The organism is Shinella sp. WSC3-e (assembly GCF_945994535.1).
GTDB lineage: Bacteria > Pseudomonadota > Alphaproteobacteria > Rhizobiales > Rhizobiaceae > Shinella > Shinella yambaruensis.
The window spans coordinates 64,370-82,964 of record NZ_OZ000535.1 but is presented as its reverse complement, the minus strand read 5'-3'; the positions used below and the strand labels follow the sequence as shown (position 1 = coordinate 82,964).

Annotated in this window: 16 protein-coding genes; 9 read left to right on the top strand and 7 right to left on the bottom strand. The window is 67.7% G+C overall.

Features of this window, described 5'->3' with window-relative positions:
* Positions 1-91: 91 nt before the first annotated feature.
* From AABF56_RS32750 to minE, 8 genes are all read left to right on the top strand, one after another.
* Complete coding sequence (locus AABF56_RS32750; protein ID WP_272808836.1) at positions 92-1,573, top strand: M81 family metallopeptidase; 1,482 nt, start codon at positions 92-94, stop codon at positions 1,571-1,573.
* 59 nt (positions 1,574-1,632) lie between these two features.
* Positions 1,633-3,150, top strand: a complete 1,518-nt coding sequence (locus AABF56_RS32745) for an ABC transporter substrate-binding protein (RefSeq protein WP_272808835.1) — start codon at positions 1,633-1,635, stop codon at positions 3,148-3,150.
* 19 nt (positions 3,151-3,169) lie between these two features.
* A complete protein-coding gene (locus AABF56_RS32740; RefSeq protein WP_244769148.1) occupies positions 3,170-4,111 on the top strand; it encodes an ABC transporter permease in 942 nt (313 codons plus the stop codon).
* Positions 4,108-4,968 carry an ABC transporter permease gene (locus AABF56_RS32735; protein ID WP_133036218.1) on the top strand — a complete coding sequence of 287 codons (861 nt, stop codon included), beginning with the start codon at positions 4,108-4,110 and terminating at the stop codon, positions 4,966-4,968. The genes AABF56_RS32740 and AABF56_RS32735 overlap by 4 nt, the downstream gene beginning before the upstream one ends.
* A 2-nt stretch (positions 4,969-4,970) precedes the next feature.
* Positions 4,971-6,773, top strand: coding sequence for an ABC transporter ATP-binding protein (locus AABF56_RS32730; RefSeq protein WP_272808834.1), 1,803 nt, complete (start codon positions 4,971-4,973; stop codon positions 6,771-6,773).
* 367 nt (positions 6,774-7,140) lie between these two features.
* Complete coding sequence (gene minC / locus AABF56_RS32725) at positions 7,141-7,896, top strand: septum site-determining protein MinC (protein ID WP_272808833.1); 756 nt, start codon at positions 7,141-7,143, stop codon at positions 7,894-7,896.
* Positions 7,897-7,927: 31 nt separating this feature from the next.
* Positions 7,928-8,743, top strand: a complete 816-nt coding sequence (minD, locus tag AABF56_RS32720) for a septum site-determining protein MinD (RefSeq protein ID WP_244769056.1) — start codon at positions 7,928-7,930, stop codon at positions 8,741-8,743.
* Entirely contained in the window at positions 8,740-9,003 is a 264-nt protein-coding gene (minE, locus tag AABF56_RS32715) for a cell division topological specificity factor MinE (RefSeq protein WP_064329066.1), read from the top strand. Before minD ends, minE begins: the two co-directional genes overlap by 4 nt.
* A 54-nt stretch (positions 9,004-9,057) precedes the next feature.
* On the opposite strand, the gene AABF56_RS32710 is transcribed toward minE, so the two are convergent.
* The 3 genes from AABF56_RS32710 to AABF56_RS32700 form a co-directional block, all read right to left on the bottom strand.
* Complete coding sequence (locus AABF56_RS32710; protein ID WP_272808832.1) at positions 9,058-9,549, bottom strand: GAF domain-containing protein; 492 nt, start codon at positions 9,547-9,549, stop codon at positions 9,058-9,060.
* A gap of 100 nt (positions 9,550-9,649) precedes the next feature.
* Positions 9,650-11,491, bottom strand: a complete 1,842-nt coding sequence (gene iolD / locus AABF56_RS32705) for a 3D-(3,5/4)-trihydroxycyclohexane-1,2-dione acylhydrolase (decyclizing) (RefSeq protein ID WP_272808831.1) — start codon at positions 11,489-11,491, stop codon at positions 9,650-9,652.
* Between the two features lie 90 nt (positions 11,492-11,581).
* Positions 11,582-12,757, bottom strand: a complete 1,176-nt coding sequence (locus AABF56_RS32700) for a Gfo/Idh/MocA family protein (protein WP_272808830.1) — start codon at positions 12,755-12,757, stop codon at positions 11,582-11,584.
* Positions 12,758-12,886: 129 nt separating this feature from the next.
* Between AABF56_RS32700 and iolG the strand changes: the two genes are divergently transcribed.
* On the top strand, positions 12,887-13,888 hold the full coding sequence (iolG, locus tag AABF56_RS32695) for an inositol 2-dehydrogenase (RefSeq protein WP_272808829.1): 1,002 nt from the start codon (positions 12,887-12,889) through the stop codon (positions 13,886-13,888).
* 125 nt (positions 13,889-14,013) lie between these two features.
* On the opposite strand, the gene AABF56_RS32690 is transcribed toward iolG, so the two are convergent.
* The 4 genes from AABF56_RS32690 to AABF56_RS32675 all read right to left on the bottom strand — a co-directional run bounded on the left by AABF56_RS32690 (position 14,014) and on the right by AABF56_RS32675 (position 18,594).
* The gene (locus tag AABF56_RS32690; RefSeq protein ID WP_272808828.1) at positions 14,014-14,925 is read right to left on the bottom strand and encodes a MurR/RpiR family transcriptional regulator; all 912 of its coding nucleotides are present in this window, start codon (positions 14,923-14,925) and stop codon (positions 14,014-14,016) included.
* 169 nt (positions 14,926-15,094) lie between these two features.
* Complete coding sequence (locus AABF56_RS32685) at positions 15,095-16,042, bottom strand: substrate-binding domain-containing protein (RefSeq protein WP_272808827.1); 948 nt, start codon at positions 16,040-16,042, stop codon at positions 15,095-15,097.
* A 30-nt stretch (positions 16,043-16,072) separates the two neighbouring features.
* Entirely contained in the window at positions 16,073-17,080 is a 1,008-nt protein-coding gene (locus AABF56_RS32680) for an ABC transporter permease (protein WP_432349831.1), read from the bottom strand.
* A gap of 5 nt (positions 17,081-17,085) precedes the next feature.
* Positions 17,086-18,594, bottom strand: coding sequence for a sugar ABC transporter ATP-binding protein (locus tag AABF56_RS32675; protein WP_272808826.1), 1,509 nt, complete (start codon positions 18,592-18,594; stop codon positions 17,086-17,088).
* Position 18,595: the final 1 nt, after the last annotated feature.

Genomic DNA, 18,595 nt, shown 5'->3' with positions numbered 1-18,595 from the left:
TTCACGCCGTTCGGCCAGGCACCGGCGCGACAGGCGGCGGGCGATGACGGCCGGGCAGCGGCCGGCCTGGACGCCAGCGGAACGGACGCCCATGCGCATCTTCACGGCCTCGCTTGCCACCGAGACCAACACCTTCTCGCCCGTCCCCACGGACATGAACGCCTTCAAGGCGGCGTTCTATGCCGGCCCGGGCGAGCATCCCGACACGCCCACGCTCTGCTCCTCCGTCGTACCGATCCTGCGCCGGCGCGGCCGGGCGGAAGGCTTCGCCGTCGTCGAGGGCACGTCCTGCTGGGCCGAGCCGGCCGGCCTCATCCAGCGCCGAACCTTCGAAACCCTGCGCGACCGCATCCTCGGCGAACTGCAGGCCGCTATGCCGGTCGATGCGGTGGTGCTCGGCCTGCATGGCGCGATGGTGGCGCAGGGTTATGACGATCCGGAGGGCGACCTCCTGGAGCGGGTCCGCGCGATCGTCGGGCCGGACGTACTGGTTGCCGCCGAGTTCGACCCGCACAGCCACCTCACCGCCCGGCGCGTCGCCAATCTCGACCTGATGGCGACCTTCCTCGAATTCCCGCACACCGACTTCGAGGAGCGCGGCGAGCATGTCGTCGAGCTCGCGCTGCGCACGCTGCGCGGCGAGATCCGCCCCGTCATCTCCACCTTCGACTGCCGCATGATCACCATCTACCCGACGAGCCGCGAGCCGATGCGCGCCTTCGTCGACCGGCTGAAGGCGATGGAGGGCAGGGACGGCATCCTCTCCATCTCCGTCATCCACGGCTTCATGGCCGGCGACGTGCCGGACATGGGCACGCGCATCGTCGTCGTCACCGACGGCGACAGGGCGAAGGGCGACGCGCTGGCGCAAAGGCTCGGCCATGAGCTCTACGGCCTGCGCCGCGAGGCGGCGATGCCGATGTTCGACACGGAGGCCGGGCTCGACCGGGCGCTTGCCGTGCGTGACGAACGGCCGGACATGCCCGTCGTCATCGCCGATGTCTGGGACAATCCGGGCGGCGGGGTGGCGGGCGATGCGACCTATATCCTGCGCCGCATGATGGCGCGGGGCTTTGACAATGTCGCGGTGGCGACGATCTGGGACCCGATCGCCGTCTCCTTCTGCCATGCGGCGGGGGAAGGAGCGGAGCTTGCGTTGCGCCTCGGCGGCAAGTCGGGGCCGGAGGGCGGCGAGCCGCTCGACCTCCGAGTCACGGTCGAAGCCGTGTTCGATGCCGGCTGGCAGAGCTTCCGCAACAGCCGGGTGACGCTCGGGCCCGCGGCCGTGGTGCGCCCGCTCGGCACGACGATCGACATCGTGCTGATCACCAGCCGCACGCAGACCTACGAGCCCGACATCTTCGCCAACCAGGGCATCGACTTTACCAGGAAAGCCTTCCTGCTGGTGAAGTCCACCAACCACTTCCATGCGGGCTTCCAGCCGGTCTCCTCCGAGATCGTCTACGTCGCCGCGCCGACCTCCTACCCGACCGATCCGGCAACCACCGCCTATCGCAAGGCCAGTCTCGACCTCTGGCCACGCGTGGAGGATCCGCTCGGGCTTGAAAGCTGAACCACCCGCCGGACGGGAGCCGGCGCGGACATGAACCATGTGGAACCAGAGGGATACAGATGAAGAATGCACTTGCTCTCATGACGCTGGCGGCGGCGCTCGCCAGCACCAGCAGCCTCGCCATCGCCCAGACGACGGACGGCGTCCTGACCGTCGCGACCATCGGCGAGCCGCCGACGCTCGACGTCATGCAGACGGCGACCGACATCGTGCTGACCATCGACCAGCACATTTTCGAGACGCTCTACACCTATGACAACGAATGGCGCTCCGTGCCGCTGCTGGCGCTCGCCATGCCGGAGATTTCCGAGGACGGCCTCACCTATCGCATTCCGCTGCGCGAGGGGGTGACGTTCCACGACGGCAGCGACCTCGACGCCAAGGACGTCATCGCCTCGCTGACGCGCTGGATGGCCGTCAACTCCAAAGGCAAGCAGGTCGCCGAAGTGGTGGAGAGCCTTTCCGAGGATGGGCCGAACACCGTCGTCGTCAAGCTGAAGTCGCGTTATGCGCCGCTGCTCGCCACCTTCTCGCAGGCCTCCGTCATCATGCCCTCGGAGAAGATCGCCGACACGCTGACCGAATTCGTCGGCACCGGCCCCTATGCGCTGAAGGAGCGCAAGCCCGACCAGTATACCCAGCTCGTCCGCTTCGACGGCTACAAATCCCCCGAGGGCGAGCCCAGCAACTATGCCGGCAAGCGCGTGGCGATCGCCAAGGAGATCCGCTTCGTGCCGGTTCCCGACGCGAACACCCGCGTCGAGGGCCTGATCTCCGGCCAGTTCGACTTTGCCGATTCGCTGCCCGTCAGCGCCTATGAGCGCGTCGAGGCGAGCGGCAAGGCGAAGGCCGTGATCTACGAGAACACCGGCTGGGCCTCGCTCAACATGAACATGAAGGAGGGCCTGCTCACTAGGAAGGAGCTGCGCCAGGCCGTGCAGGCCGCGCTCAACCCGAACGACATGATGCTCGCCGCCTTCTCCGACGAGCGCTTCTTCAGCGTCGATGCCTCGATCTTCCCGAAGGGCTCGCTCTGGTACACCGAGGCGGGCGTCGCGCGCTACGGCGAGGGCGACCCGGAAGAAGCGGGCAAGCTGCTTGCGGATGCCGGCTACGACGGCACGCCGCTGCGCCTGATGACCAGCCGCCAGTACGAGTTCCACTACAAGATCGGCGAGGTCGCGAAAGCCTATCTCGAAGCCGCCGGCTTCAAGGTCGACCTGCAGGTGGTGGACTGGGCGACCCTGACGACCCGCCGCGCCGACCCGAAGGAATGGGACATCTTCATCACCCACTCCAACTTCCCGGGCGACCCGACGACGATCAACACGATCACCGACAGCTATCCGGGCTGGTATGTCTCCGACCAGAAGGCCGCCGCCGTCGCCGCCTACATGGACGCCGTGTCCGACGCCGACAAGCAGAAGGCCTGGGAGGGCATCCAGACCGTGATCTATGACGATGCGCCGCTCTTCAAGGTCGGCAATTTCAACGCGGTCACGGGCGTCGGCGCCGGCATAGCCGACTACACGCCGACCTACTGGCCGCATTTCTGGAACGTCACGCCGAAGCAGTAAGGGGGTTATCATGGCAAGGATCGTCCGGGCACTGTTGAAACGGCTGGGGGGCATGGCCATCGTGCTCGCCCTCGTCGTGACGGTGGTTTTCGTCATCGTCCGCGTGACGCCGGGCGATCCCGCCGCCGTGATGCTGGGGTCGGACGCGACCCCTGAGGACATCGCCGAACTGCGCACGAAAATGGGGCTCGACGCGCCGCTGATCGCCCAGTACGGCCAGTTCGTGCTGGGTATAGTGCAAGGCGATCTCGGCCAGTCGATCTTCCTCGACCAGCCGGTGACATCGGCGCTCGCCGCACGGGCGGAGCCGACCTTCTTCCTCACGCTGTTCTCGATCCTGATCGCGGTGGCGATCGCGCTGCCGGTCGGCATCCTGTCGGCCGTCAAGCGCGGCACGCTGTTCGACCAGGTCGTGGTGACGCTGACCATGGTGGCGGCGAGCGTGCCGAGCTTCTGGCTCGGCCTCATGCTGATCCAGGTCTTCGCCGTCGGCCAGGGCTGGTTCCCGGCCTCCGGCTATGGCGGGCCGGACACCTCCTTCCTCGAGCGGCTGCATCATCTCGTGCTGCCGGCCGTGGCGCTCGGCATCGTCAATTCGGCGCTGATCACCCGCTTCACCCGCGCCGCCATGCTGGACGTGCTGGGCGACGACTATGTGCGCACCGCCCGCGCCAAGGGGGCGAGCGAGCGGCGCGTCATCCTGAAACATGCGCTGAAGAACGCCCTGATCCCGATCATCACCGTCATCGGCCTTTCCATCGCCATGCTGGTTGCCGGCGCGGTGGTGACGGAAACCGTGTTCGGCCTGCCGGGCGTTGGCAATCTCGTGGTCTCGGCCGTGCTGCGCCGCGACTATCCCGTCATCCAGGGCACGCTGCTCGTCGTCGCGGCGATCTACGTGCTGATCAACTTCATCGTCGACATGCTCTACATCCTCGTCGATCCGCGGGTGCGCCTATGATGACCGCTTCCCTCTCCATGCCGCTCGTTTCCAGCCTGCGGCGGCTCTTCCGCAACAAGGCCATCCTCATCGGCGCGATCATCCTTGCCGTCGTGCTCGTGGCGGCGGTCCTCGCCCCGTGGGTCGCGCCCTATGCGCCGAACAAGCTGTCGATCGTCAACAAGCTGAAGGCGCCGTCCCTTGCCCATGTCTTCGGCACCGACGAATTCGGCCGCGACATCTTCTCCCGCGCCATCTATGCGGGGCGCATCTCGCTGCTCGTCAGCCTCGGCGTCGTCTGCATCTCCACGGTGCTCGGCGTCATCCTGGGGGTCGCCGCCGGCTTCTTCCGCAAGCTCGACGCGCCGATCTCCCGGCTGCTCGACGCCATGATGTCCTTCCCGGACATCCTGCTCGCCATCGCGCTCGTCGCCGCGCTCGGGCCGTCGCTCACCACGGTGATCCTGGCGCTCGGCATCACCTATGCGCCGCGCCTTGCCCGCATCGTGCGCGGCTCGACGCTGGTGCTGCGCGAATTGCCCTATATCGAGGCCGCCGTCGCCATGGGCCTGCCGACCTGGCAGATCCTGACGCGCCACGTCCTGCTCAACCTCGCCTCGCCCATCCTCGTGCAGGCGACCTTCGTCTTCGCCTCGGCCATGCTGGCGGAAGCAAGCCTTTCCTTCCTCGGCGTCGGCGTTTCCACCGACATGCCGACCTGGGGCACCATGCTCGCCTCCGGCCGCGAATACATGAACAACGCGCCCTGGCTGATGGTGTTTCCGGGCCTCGCCATCGTCTTCTCGGTCCTCGCCCTGCAACTTCTCGGCGACGGGCTGCGCGATCTCGTCGATCCGCGCCTTGCGAAGGAAAGCTGACCATGACGGACACTGCAAAGCGGCCGGTGCTCTCGGTCGAGAACCTGACGACCTCCTTCAAGACCGCCGAGGGCTGGCGCGCCGTCATCCGCGACATCAACGTCGAGGTGAATGCCGGCGAGACCGTCGCCATCGTCGGCGAATCGGGCTCGGGCAAGAGCGTCACCGCGCTCTCCACCATGCGCCTGCTGCCCGCCGGCCGGGCGCGCTGCGAGGGCCGCATCCTGCTCGAGGGGCGCGATCTCCTGAAAGCGAGCGAGGCGGAGATGCGCTCGGTGCGCGGCGGCACGATCGGCATGATCTTCCAGGAGCCGATGACCTCGCTCAATCCGGTCTTCACCATCGGCAACCAGATCGCCGAGGCGCTGGTGCTGCACCGCGACCTCTCCTGGAAGGCGGCGGAGGCGGAAGCCCTGCGGCTGATGGAGCGCGTGCGCATCCCCGCTGCCAGGAGCCGGCTCGGCGAATATCCGCACAAGTTCTCCGGCGGCATGCGCCAGCGCGTGATGATCGCTATGGCGCTCGCCTGCCGCCCGAAACTCTTGATCGCCGACGAGCCGACGACGGCGCTCGACGTGACCGTGCAGGCCGAGATCCTCCACCTGCTGCGCGAATTGCAGCGCGAGGAGAACATGGGCGTGCTGTTCATCACCCATGACATGGGCGTGGTGGCGGAGGTCGCCGACCGCACCCTCGTGATGTTCCGCGGCGACATGGTCGAGACCGGCCCGACGCCGCAGATCTTCACCGCGCCCAAGGCGGTCTATACCAGGGCGCTGCTCGCCTCCATCCCGCGCCTCGGCACGATGGGCGACGCCGCCGCGCCCCGCCGCTTCCCGGATGTGGACCCTGCCACCGGCAAGGCCGGCGACGGCCGCGTGACGTCGCCCGTTCCGGGCGGCGTGGCGCCGATCCTGAAGGTCGAGAAGCTCGCGGTGCGCTTCGCGCTGCCGCAGGGGCAGATCCATGCGGTCGAGGGCGTCTCCTTCGACCTGAAGCCCGGCGAGACGCTGGCGCTGGTCGGCGAATCGGGTTGCGGCAAGTCCACCACCGGCCGCGCCATCATGCGCCTCGTCGATCCGAGCGCCGGCTCGATCTCCGTGGACGGCCAGGATGTGGCCAAGGCCAGTTCCGGGGCGCTGCGCGCCATGCGCCGCACCTCGCAGATGATCTTCCAGGATCCCTTCGCCTCGCTCAATCCGCGCATCACCATCGGCTCGGCGATTGCCGAACCCATGCTGGCGCACGGCCTGATAAGCCGGCGCGAGGCGAAGGAGCGGGTGGCCGAGCTTCTGCAGCAGGTCGGCCTCTCGGCGGCGATGGCCGACCGGCATCCGCACGAATTCTCCGGCGGCCAGCGCCAGCGCATCTCGATCGCCCGGGCGATCGCCTTGCAGCCGAAGCTCATCGTCGCCGACGAGGCGGTCTCGGCGCTCGACGTGTCGGTGAAGGCGCAGGTCTCCAACCTCCTGCTCGACCTGCAGGAGAAGCACCGCCTCGCCTATCTCTTCATCTCGCACGACATGGCGGTGGTGGAGCGCATGAGCCATCGCGTCGCCGTGATGTTCCTCGGGGAGATCGTCGAGATCGGCCCGCGCGCGGCGATCTTCGACAATCCGCAGCACGCCTATACGCGCCGCCTCATCTCCGCCGTGCCGATCCCCGATCCCGCCCGGCGCGGCCAGCTCAACCCGCCGCTCAACGAGGAGATCAAGAGCCCGCTGCGCCCGCACGGCTACGTGGCGCCGAAGCGCGCCTACCGCGAGGTGTCGCCGGGGCATTTCGTGCAGGAAGCGGCGGCCTGACGCGTTCCAGGGGATCCTCCCAGCCTGCCCGCCGGTTGCTATAGGCGCCGGCGGGCTTTTTTGCATCCTGCAGGTTTGCCCCTCACCCTAACCCTCTCCCCGCAAGCGGGGAGAGGGGACTTGCCTCATGAACGGGTATTGGTTGGGCAAACCGGTGCGGCATATCCCCTTCGCCCCGCTTGCGGGGAGAAGGTGGCCGGCAGGCCGGATGAGGGGCAAAGCACACGCGAAAACCCCGATTTCTCCCGCTCCGCGCGAACCGTTGCACGGCCGCCCCAGGACGCATGCCTCGCGCCAGCCAGACCTGCAAATTAACCCTTTGTTAACCATTTCATCGGTACACCGAAGCAACCGAAAATTAACGAAGATGACTGACGTGTTAACCCAACCACGGCCGATCCGCCTCAAGGGGCGATCCTTCCTCGCGCTTGCGCTGACCCCGGAGCTGCCCTTCGAGGACTGGCTGGTGCGGCTCGACGATCTGGCGGCGCGCTCCGCCGGCTTCTTCCTGCGGCGGCCGGTGGTGCTCGATGTCGACGGGCTCGACATCGAGAAGGCGGAGCTTCGCGAACTCGTCGGCCAGCTGAGCGCCCGCAATGTGCGCGTCATGGGCATCGAGGGCGCGCGCTCCTCGCTGCTCGGCGCGGACATGCCGCCGGCCATGACCGACGGCCGCCCCGCGGCCGATATCGAGGAACCGGCGGCGGAGGAGCCTTCGAAGAAGGCCGGCAAGGCCGAAAAGGCCGAGCCCGTCGAGACGGCGGCGCCCGCGAGCCCGCCGCCGATGCACACGGTACCGTCGATGGTCGTCGCGCGGCCGGTCCGCTCGGGCCAGTCCATCTTCTTTCCCGAAGGCGACGTCACCATCGTCGGCTCGGTCGCATCCGGCGCGGAAATCGTCGCCGGCGGCTCGATCCATGTCTACGGCCCGCTGCGCGGCCGGGCGATGGCCGGCACGACGGGCAACGCTTCGGCCCGCATCTTCTGCCGCACGCTGGAAGCGGAGCTGATCGCCATCGACGGCTACTACAAGACGGCCGAGGACATGGAGCCGGAGCTGCGCGGCAAGCCCGTGCAGATCTGGCTGGAAGGCGAAGCCATCAAGGCGGCAACACTTGGCTGAACCGAAGGCGGTTCATAAAACGGAGAGGTCAATGGGCAAGGTAATCGTGGTCACATCGGGCAAGGGCGGCGTCGGCAAGACGACGTCGTCGGCCGCGCTCGGCGCCGCGCTGGCGCAAAGCGGGGAGAAGGTCGTGGTCGTGGATTTCGACGTCGGCCTGCGCAATCTCGATCTCGTCATGGGCGCGGAACGGCGCGTCGTCTATGACCTCGTCAACGTCATCCAGGGCGAGGCCAAGCTGACGCAGGCGCTGATCCGCGACAAGCGCGTCGAGACGCTCTACCTGCTGCCGGCCTCCCAGACCCGCGACAAGGACAATCTCACGCCCGAGGGCGTCGAGCAGGTCATCGCCGCCCTGAAGAACGCCTTCGACTGGGTGATCTGCGACAGCCCGGCCGGCATCGAGCGCGGCGCGACGCTGGCCATGCGCCATGCCGACGTGGCGATCGTCGTCACCAATCCGGAAGTCTCGTCCGTGCGCGATTCGGACCGCATCATCGGCCTCCTCGATTCCAAGACGCTGAAGGCGGAGAACGGCGAGCGCATCGAAAAGCACCTGCTGCTCACCCGCTACGACGCCGCCCGCGCCGAGCGCGGCGACATGCTGAAGGTCGACGACGTCCTGGAAATCCTCTCGATCCCGCTGCTCGGCATCATCCCGGAGAGCATGGACGTGCTGCGCGCCTCCAACGTCGGCGCCCCGGTGACGCTCGCCGACGGACGCTCGGCCCCGGCGCTCGCCTATTTCGAAGCGACGCGCCGCCTCAAGGGCGAAAGCCTGCCGGTCACCATTCCCGGCGACAAGCGCTCGTTCCTCGGCAAGATCTTCGGAAGGAAGGCGGCATGAACCTGTTCCGTTTCTTCTCCCGCGCCCAGTCGGCGCCGGCCGCGCGCGAGCGGCTGCAGGTGCTGCTCGCCCACGAGCGGGCCGCCACCGGCGACAGCGATCTCGTCAACAAGCTGCGCGACGAGATCCTGAAGGCGATCTCCAAGCACATGCAGGTAGATGACGAGAAGGTCTCCATCAAGATGGAACGCGGCGCGCAAGTCTCGACGCTCGCCGTCGACATCGAAATTCCCTTCGACGCCGGCAAGAAGGCGGCGTAAGGCGCCACCGGCAAGGCGAGATGGACGCCCGGCAAAAGCCGGGCGTTCGCCGTTTCAGGCGTCGCTCGCCGAGACGTAGAGCGCGGCGAGCGCCTCGAAGCCGGCCTGGTCTTCCGCCGTGAACCGGCCGGGCGACGGGCTGTCGAGATCGAGAACGCCGAACACCACGCCGTCGCGCACGAGCGGCGTGACGAGCTCGGAGCGCGAGGCCGCGTCGCAGGCGATGTGTCCCGGAAAGGCGTGCACATCCGGCACGAGCTGGCTTTTCCCCTCCGCCACGGCGGCGCCGCAGACGCCCTTGCCGACCGGAATGCGCACGCAGGCGACCTTGCCCTGGAACGGACCGAGCACCAGCTCCTGCGGGCCTTTGAGGAAGTAGAAGCCCGCCCAGTTGAGATCGTCGACCGCATCAAAGATCAGCGCCGAGAGGTTCGCCGCATTGGCAACGGCATCGCGCTCGCCGTGCAGCAGCCCCTCGGCCTGGGCGAGCAGCTCGCGGTAGAAGGCAGGCTTGTCCGCGGCCTCTATTTTCCCGATCTCATGCATGGTCGTCCTCGCACATCATGGCTTCCTGGAACCGTCGATAGACCCGGATGCTTGACCTGGCAAGGATGGCGATGGAGACCCGGCCGCGCCTTCAGGCAGGCTAGACGCCGACGCGCTGCTTCCTGCGGCCGGCCTGCTGGTCGGCGGCCGCGGCGTTGACCTCGGCCCGCGCGCTCACCTGCGGCACGCCGACATCCCACCAGGCATCGCCCGGGGTCCAGGTGAAGGCGTCGGAGACGATGGTGAGGACGGTGGTGCGGTCGGTGCCCTTCGCCCATTCGACGGCCTCGCCGAGATCGGCAAGGCTGTCGACGCGGCGCGTCAGCGCGCCCATCGCCTCGGCATGCTTGGCGAAATCGACGGCGAAGGGCTCCTTGACGCGGCAATCCTTGATGAGGTTGTTGAAGCCCGGCGTGCCCTTGGCGTTCTGCAGGCGGTTGATGACGGCATAACCGCCGTTGTCGCAGACGATGAGGATCATCTTGTGGCCGGACAGCACGGTCGAATAGATGTCCGAGTTCATCATCATGTAGGTGCCGTCGCCGATCATGACGATGGGCGTGCGGGTGGGGTCGGCCATGGCGGCACCCCAGCCGGCGGCGATCTCGTAGCCCATGCAGGAGAAGCCGAATTCGCAGTCGAAGGTGTTCGGCGCCTTGACGCGCCAGTTCTTCATCACCTCGCCCGGCAGGCCGCCGGCGGCGGTGATCAGGAGGTCGCGCTCCCCGGCCTTCGCATTGACGATGCCGACGACCTGGGCATAGGTCGGCACCGGCGCATTGGTCGGCTTCTGGTAGCCGTCGAGCGCCTCGTTCCACTTGGCGAATTCCCGCCTGCCCTTCTCCGTCCAGCCGGCATCCGCCCTGTAATCGCCGATAGCGGCTTCCAGTTCGCCGACCGTCTCCAGCGCATCGCCGACCACGGCCACGGCGCGGTGCTTGCTGGCATCCCAGCGCGCCGCGTTGATCGAGACGAAGCGGGCGTCGGGCGAAAACGCGGTCCAGGAACCGGTTGTGAAATCCATGAGGCGCGTGCCGACGGCGAGCACCACGTCGGCCTCGCCCGCCAGCGCATTGGCCGAGGTGGAGCCGACGATGCCGATCGGGCCGACATGGGCCGGGTGGTCATGGGTAACGGTGCCCTTGCCGGCAATGGTCTCGCAGAGCGGGATGCCGTGCTTTTCGGCAAAGGCGGCGAGCGCCGTTTCCGCACCCGAATAGCGCACGCCGCCGCCGGAGATGATCAGCGGGCGTTTTGCCGCCTTCAGCACGCGCACGGCCTCCGCGAGGCTGTCGCGGTCCGGCCGCGGGCGCGGCGCCTTGTGGACGGTCGGCGCAAAGAAGCTTTCGGGATAGTCCCAGGCGATCTCCTGCACATCCTGCGGCAGGGCCAGGAAGGCCGGGCCGCAATCGGCGGGGTCCAGCATGACGGCGACGGCCTGCGGCAGCGAGGCGATGATCTGCTCGGGATGGGTAATGCGGTCCCAGTAGCGCGTCACGGCCTTGAAGGCGTCGTTGACGGTGATGGTCGGATTGCCGAAATGCTCGACCTGCTGCATGACCGGGTCGGGCCGGCGGTTGACGAAGCTGTCGCCGGCCAGCAGCAGGACCGGCAGGCGGTTGGTGTGCGCCACGCCCGCCGCCGTCACCATGTTCAGCGCGCCCGGGCCGATGGAGCTGGTCGCCACCATGATCTGGCGGCGGCGCGTCGCCTTGGCAAAGCCGATCGCGGCAAGCGCCATCGACTGCTCGTTCTGGCCGCGCCAGGTCGGCAGCGTGTCCTTGACCGCTTCCAGCGCCTCGGAAAGGCATGTTACATTGCCATGGCCGAAAATGGCGAAGACGCCGGGAAACAGCGGCTCGCGCCTGCCGTCGATCTCGGTGAACTGGTTGCAGAGATAACGCACCAGGGCTTGCGCCATGGTCAGGCGGATGGTGGACATGGTAAACCTCCCTCGGCCGGCCTTTTCGCGCCGGCCACTGTCTGGAAACTTTTATTCCACATTATTGTTTATTGCAATACTTATTGCAATTCATGACGGCAGCGTGCAGTCCGCCCAGGCGCCGCCCGACTGGCTGGAGGCGAGCGCCGCCTCGATGAACTTCACGCCGAGCGCGCCGTCCACCACCGTCGGATAGGCGAGCAGTCCCTCGGGCAGGGTCCGGCCGAGACGGCGCGCCTCGATGGCGATGGCGAACTCCTCGTAGAGATTGCCCCAGGCGTCGCTCAGCGCCTCCGGATGGCCGCGCGGCATGTGCACGAAACGCGCCGCATGCGTGCCGATGCCCGCGCCCTCGCCGCGCGTCAGCACGCGGGCCGGCTCGCCGAAACGGCGGAAGTGCAGCAGCTCCGGCTCCTCCTGGTTCCATTCCAGGCTCGCCCTGTCGCCGAAGACGCGGATGCGCAGGCCGCAATGGGCGCCGGGCGCGACCTGCGAGATCATGATGGTGCCGGGAATGCCGCCCTCGTAGCGCACATGCATGAAGGCCGTGTCCTCCAGCGCCTTCGGCGGGCCGAGCGTGTGGAACTCCGCCCGCACGGCGGTGACCGGGCGGCCGCAGACGAAGGCGCCGAGGTGGTGGCAATGGGTGCCGATGTCGCCGGTCGTGAAGGTGGGGCCGACAATGGCGGGATCGACGCGCCACTGGGCGCCGGCACCGGCCTCGCTCGGCGGGGTCAGCGCCCATTCCTGGAAATACTCGACATGCACCTGCTGCAATCTGCCGAGCGCGCCTTCCGCGATCATCTGGCGCGCCTGGCGCACCATGGCGGAGGCGGCATAGGCATAGGTGACGCCGAAGACGAGGCCCGTCTCCTTCTGCCGATGCACCAGATCGAGCGCATCCTCGAGCGTCGTCGTCAGCGGCTTGTCGCTGATGACGTCGATGCCCTTCTCCAGGAAGGCGACGGCGATGGCATGGTGGGAATTGTTGGGCGTGGTGATCGCCACGGCGTCGATGCCGTCCGGCCGCGCCGCCTCGCGCTCGGCCATCACGCGGTAGTCGGTATAGATGCGGTCCTCCGCAAGCAGCCAGGCGCGGCCGGATTCCTGCGCCACCTGCGGGCGGGACGACAGCGCGCCCGCCACCACATCCCAGCGGCCCGAAAGCCGCGCGCCGCGCGCATGCACCTTGCCGATGAAGCTGCCCTGCCCGCCGCCGATGACGCCGAGCCGCAAACGGCGCCCGGCCAAGGGAAATTCCGCCATGCTCTCCTCCTCCAGATTCTGTCCCGTCCGAAACGGGCTTGCAAAAGCGCTCCCGGCAGAATTAATATTGACGAAATTTCATATGCGCAACTTTTTTTGCAAGCCATCCGTACATCCCGAGGAGGAACCATGACGAGGATCGCACTGCTCGGCTGCGGGCGCATCGGCAAGATGCACGCCGCCACCATCGCCCGCGCCGAGGGCGCGGCGCTTGCCGCCGTCTACGACCCGGTCACCGCCGCCGCCGGGGAGATCGGCCGGCGCTACGGCTGCCCGGTCGCCGCCAGCGCCGAGGAGGCGATCGCCCTTGCCGACGCCGTGCTGATCGCCACCTCCACGGCCACCCATGCCGACCTCATCGAGGCCGCCGCGCACGCCGGAAAGGCCATCTTCTGCGAAAAGCCGATCGACCTTTCGCTTGCCCGCGTCGTCGCCTGCCGCAAGGCCATCGCCGGCTTCGACCGGCCCGTCCAGATCGGCTTCAACCGCCGCTACGATCCCGGCCACCGGGCCGCGCGCGATGCGGTGCGCGCCGGCGAGATCGGCGATCTGCGGCAGGTGATCATCACCTCGCGCGACCCGGGCCTTGCCGCGCGCGACTATCTCAAGGTCTCCGGCGGCATCTTCCGCGACATGACCATCCACGATTTCGACCTTGCCCGCTTCATGCTGGGCGAGGAACCCGCCGAGGTCTTCGCCACCGGCAGCACGCTCGTCGACCCGACGCTCGCGGAATTCGGCGACGTCGATTCCACGATGATCATCCTGCGCACCGCAAGCGGCAAGCTCTGCCACATCAACAATTCCCGCGCCGCCGCCTATGGCTACGACCAGCGCGTCGAGCTGTTCGGCGCGAAGGGCATGCTGATCTCCGGCAACCGGCGCGCCCACCAGGTCGAGCGCTTCACCGCGGCCGCCACCGGCGCGGGCGAGCCCTATCTCGACTTCTTCATCGAACGTTACGTCGAAGCCTTCGAGATCGGCCTGAAGTCCTTCCTGCGCTGCGTCGCCACCAACGCTACGCCGGACGTGACCTTCGACGACGGCGAAAAGGCACTGGTGCTGGCCGAGGCCGCCATCCGCTCCAAGGCGGAAGGCCGCTTCGTCAGGGTCGATGAGATCACCGGCTGAAGGCCGTCCCAAAGCAACCCTGCCGAGCGCCGCATGCCTCTCTTTCGTCATGGTCGGGTCAAGCCCGAGGATGACGGAGGAGAGGATGCAGAGCCGCTATGCGGTATTTCGACCTGCGTACCGCCTTAGCCCTTGCGCCGCTGCCTGCCCGTGACCGTCGGGATCTCGGGCGAGCCCTTCTTGTCCTCCTGCAGGAGGGCGGCGAGCGCCACCGCGATGGTCTGCGTCAGGCACATCGGCGCGGCGAGCGAGCGCGAGAAGGAATATTCGTCTTCCGGGATGGTGAAGAGCACGGCCGCGTTCTTGGCGAGCGGCGAGAGCTGGCTGTCGGTGATCGCGACGATGGGCGTGCCGTTCTCGGCCGCGACATCGGCGATCGTCACCACCTCCTTGGCATAGTGGCGGAAGGCGATGGCGACCAGCACGTCCTTCTTGCCCATCACCTTGGCCATCTCGGGCGCAAGGCCGCCGGCGGGGTCGAGCAGGATGACCCGGCACTGCAGCATGGACAGCACGTAGCGCAGGAACTTGGCGATCGGCTCGGAGCGCAGCTGGCCGGCGATGAAGATCGTGTTGGCGTTCTTCAGCGCGCGCGCCGCCTGCGACAGGCTCTCCTCCGTCGTGGTGTTCAGGAGCTCCTGCAGGGTGGCGATGTCGCGCACGACGAGATCGTGCAGGAAGCCGAGATTGCCCTTGCGCTTGGTCTTTTCCAGGTCGACGTCGAGCGCGCTGATGCGCTCGCGGTAGCCGGGCGCGGCCGTCGACAGGCGGCTCTGGAACACCGACTGGAGCTGCTTGAAGCCGGAAAAGCCGAAATGCTGGGCGAAGCGCACGAGGATGGAGGGATGCGCGCCGCACTGTTCGGCGATCGCGTTGATCGACTGCATCGCCACGACATTCGGGTTCTGCGTGATGAAGCGGGCGACCTGCTGGAAGCGGTCGGACAGGTTCGGATAGGCCTCGGTGACGATGTTGACGAAGGTCTCGTAGTTCGCCGTCTTCGGCGGCGGCTGATCGGACTGCTTTACCCTCGGCATACGGCCTACTCCCCGGATGGTACTGTCTCGGACCCGGGATGAGCCGGTGCCGGTCCATATTTGCACTATTGCATAAAACCGAAGTCTGCAACGCTCGCCCGGAAACGGCGCATCCCGCCATGCCCGGAGGCATGGCGGGAGGCCGGGAGGCGTGCTCCGGGCCTGCTTATCAGTAGGGCGCGTCCGGGAAGTAGTATTCCGCGGCATTGTCCTTGGTGATCAGCGGGCTGCCGAGCACGTAACGGCCGCTGATCGGGGCCTGCGTGGCGTATTTCATCGTGACGAGCTCGATCGCCGGGATGATCAGCGTCGGCGGGTAGAAGATGTCGGCATCGACCATGTCGTGGCCGTCCATGACAAGCTTGATGACCTTGTTCATGCCCGAACCGCCGAGCACCGTGACGTTCTTGCGGTCGGCCTGCTTGATCGCCTCGATGGCGCCGAGCGCCGCATCGTCGTCACCGGCCCACACGCCGTCGATCTCAGGGAAGCGCTGCAGGTAGTCCTGCATCACCTCGAAGCCCTTGTCTGGGTTCCAGTTGGCATATTGCATGTCGAGCACTTCGATCTTCGTGTCCTTCAGCGCCGCGTTGAAGGCGTCGATGCGGATATTGTCGATCGCCGTCGGGATGCCGCGCATCACGACGATCTTGCCGCCGTCCGGGAACTTCTTCTTGAAGTATTCGGCGGCCGCCGTGCCGTATTGCGGGTTGTCGCCGCCGACATAGAGATCCTCGATGCCCTCTTCCGCAAGGCCGCGGTCGACGGTGGCGATGAACACGCCCTTGGCCTTGGCGGCCTTGACCGGCTCGGTCAGCGGATCGGATTCGAAGGGCAGAACGACGAGCGCGTTGATGTTGCGCGCCATCAGGTCCTCGATGTCGTTGACCTGCTGCGTGGCGCTGGACGAGGTCGCCAGCACGAAGTCGATGTTCGGGAAGGCTTCCTTCATCCGGTCGATCGTGCGCTTGGTGTGGTAGTTGAGGCCGCCCGTCCAGCCGTGCGTCGCCGCCGGGATCGAGACGCCGATGACGGCATCGGCGGCAAGGGCGGGCGCCGCGAAGGCGGCAACGGCCACCGCACCTGCGGCGAGCATGGATTTCAGTCGATGGAACATTCACTTGTCTCCCTGTTGTGAAATGAAGCGTCAGCCCTGCGCCCGGTCGCGCTGCAGGAGCACGGCGATGATGATGATCGCCCCCTGGAAGGCGCCGTTGAGATAGGGGCTGACGAAGCCGGTGAGGTTGAGGATGTTGCTGATGAAGCCGAGGATCAGCACGCCGACGATGGTGCCCCAGATGCGGCCGAAGCCGCCGCTGAGCGCCGTGCCGCCGATGATGACGGCGGCGATCGCCTCCAGCTCCCACATGAGGCCGGTGGAGGGCGTGGCGGCGCCGAGGCGCGGCACGTAGATGACGGTGGCGACGGCGACGCAGAGGCCCTGGATGACATAGGTGAGGATGCGCACGCGGCTGACCGGGATCGCCGAATAGAAGGCGACGTGCCGGTTCGAGCCGATGGCGGCGACATGGCGGCCGAAGCGCATGCGGCGCAGCGTCAGCTCGCCGATGACGGCGATGACGGCGAGCACGATGATCGGCACGGCGATGCCGAGGACCTGGCCGTAATAGATCGGCCGCGCCGCATCGCGCAGCGAGAAATCGAGCGAGATGGAGCCGCCGTCGGCAAGCCAGGTGATGACCGAGCGGAAGATGCCCATGGCGCCGAGCGTGACGATGAAGGCCTCGACGCGGCCGCGCACGATCATGAAGCCGTTGATGAAGCCCGCGAAGGCGCCGATGGCCAGCGAGAAGAGGATGCCGGCGGCGACGAGCTGCCAGCCGTCGCCGAGCGTGGCGGCGGCCGAATTCATGAACATGATCGTCATGCCGGCGACGAGCGCCGAGAGCGAGCCGACCGACAGGTCGAGCCCGCCCGCCGTGATGACGAAGGTGGCTCCGACCGCGATGATGCCGATGATGGCGCTGCGGGTGAAGACGTTCGAAAGGTTCTCCGCGCCGAGGAAGCTGTCGCTCATCAGCGCGCCGACCAGCATCAGGAGGATGAGCGCGATGAGCGGGCCGGCGGCCCCGAACAGGCCGACGAGGGTGCGACCCGGCGACGCGGCTGCGCTGCCGGCGGACGTGGCGGTGATGTCGGTCAATGGCTTGCCTCCTCCTGCGGGCCCTTCTCTTCAAGGCCCATGGCAAATCGGATGATGTCGGTCTCGGTGATGCCCTCGCCCGAAAGCTCGCCGGCGATGCGGCCGCGCCGCATGACGAGCACCCGGTCGGAAAGGCCGACGATCTCCTGCATCTCCGAGGAGATGACGACGATCGCCTTGCCCGCGGCGGCGAGCCCCGCGATGATGTCGTAGATCTGCTGCTTGGCGCCGATATCGACGCCGCGTGTCGGCTCGTCGAAGACGACGAGGTCCGGCTCCACCCCGAGCGTCTTGGCGATCAGCACCTTCTGCTGGTTGCCGCCGCTGAGCGCGCCCGCGGTGACGTCGAGCCGGCCGGTGCGGATGTCGTAGCGCCCGACGGCCGCTTCCAGACCGCGCCGCTCGGCCCGCCGGTCGATCCAGGCCGCGCCGGCGATCGCGCCGCTGGTCAGGGCGACGTTTTCCGCCAGCGGCTTGCCGAGCAGCAGGCCCTTGCCCTTGCGGTCCTCCGTCAGGTAGGCCAGCTTCAGCCCCCAGGCCTCGCGCGCCGCCGGCAGCCGGCGTTTTTCCCCGCGCAGCACGAAGGAGGCGCATTTCGCCGGGCGCAGGCCGAACAGCGCCTCGAAGAGCTCGGTGCGGCCGGAACCGACGAGGCCGGAAATGCCGAGCACCTCGCCTTCGCGGATTTCCAGCGTCGCCTCTTCCACCGCGCCGGGCGCCGTGAGGCCGGCCACGCTGAGGAGCGGCTTGCGCGCGGCCGCGCCGCGGCGGGGCGGATAGATCTCGGCCAGCGGCCGGCCGACCATCGCCTCGGCCATCGCGTCCTCGGAAATGTCGCGCGCCCGTTCGACGCGCACGATCTGGCCGTCGCGCAGCACCGCGACCCGGTCGGCGATCGCCTTCACCTCGTCGAGGCGGTGCGAGGTGAAGATCACCGCCCCGCCCGCCGCGCGGAAGGCACGCATGCGCGCGAAGAGGTTGCCGGCCTCGGTCGCCGAGAGCACGGCGGTCGGCTCGTCCATGAGGATGAGCTTCGGCTGGCGGGCGAAGGCCTTGGCAAGCTCGATCATCTGCCAGTCGGAAACGGGAAGGTCGCGAAGCCGCGCGCGCACCGGCGCCGCCGAGCCGAGCTCGGCGAGAAGGTCGCGCGCCCGCGTCTCCATCGCCTTGCGGTCGGTGAAGAGGCCGCGGGTGATCTCGCGGCCGAGGAAGACGTTCTCCGCCACCGTCAGATGCGGGGCGAGGCAGAATTCCTGATGCACCATGACGATGCCCGCCCGCTCGGCGGCATGGAGGCTTGCCGGCGCGGGCGCTCCGTCCAGCAGCATCGTGCCCGAGGAAGGCGGCGCAAGGCCGGCGGCGATGCGCATGAGGGTCGACTTGCCGGCGCCGTTCTCCCCGACAAGGGCGAGGACCTCGCCGGGTTCGACCACGAGGTCGATGCCCTTCAGCACCGGCACGGTGCCGTAGGCTTTGGCGATGTCGCGAAAGGTCAGGAGCGCCATG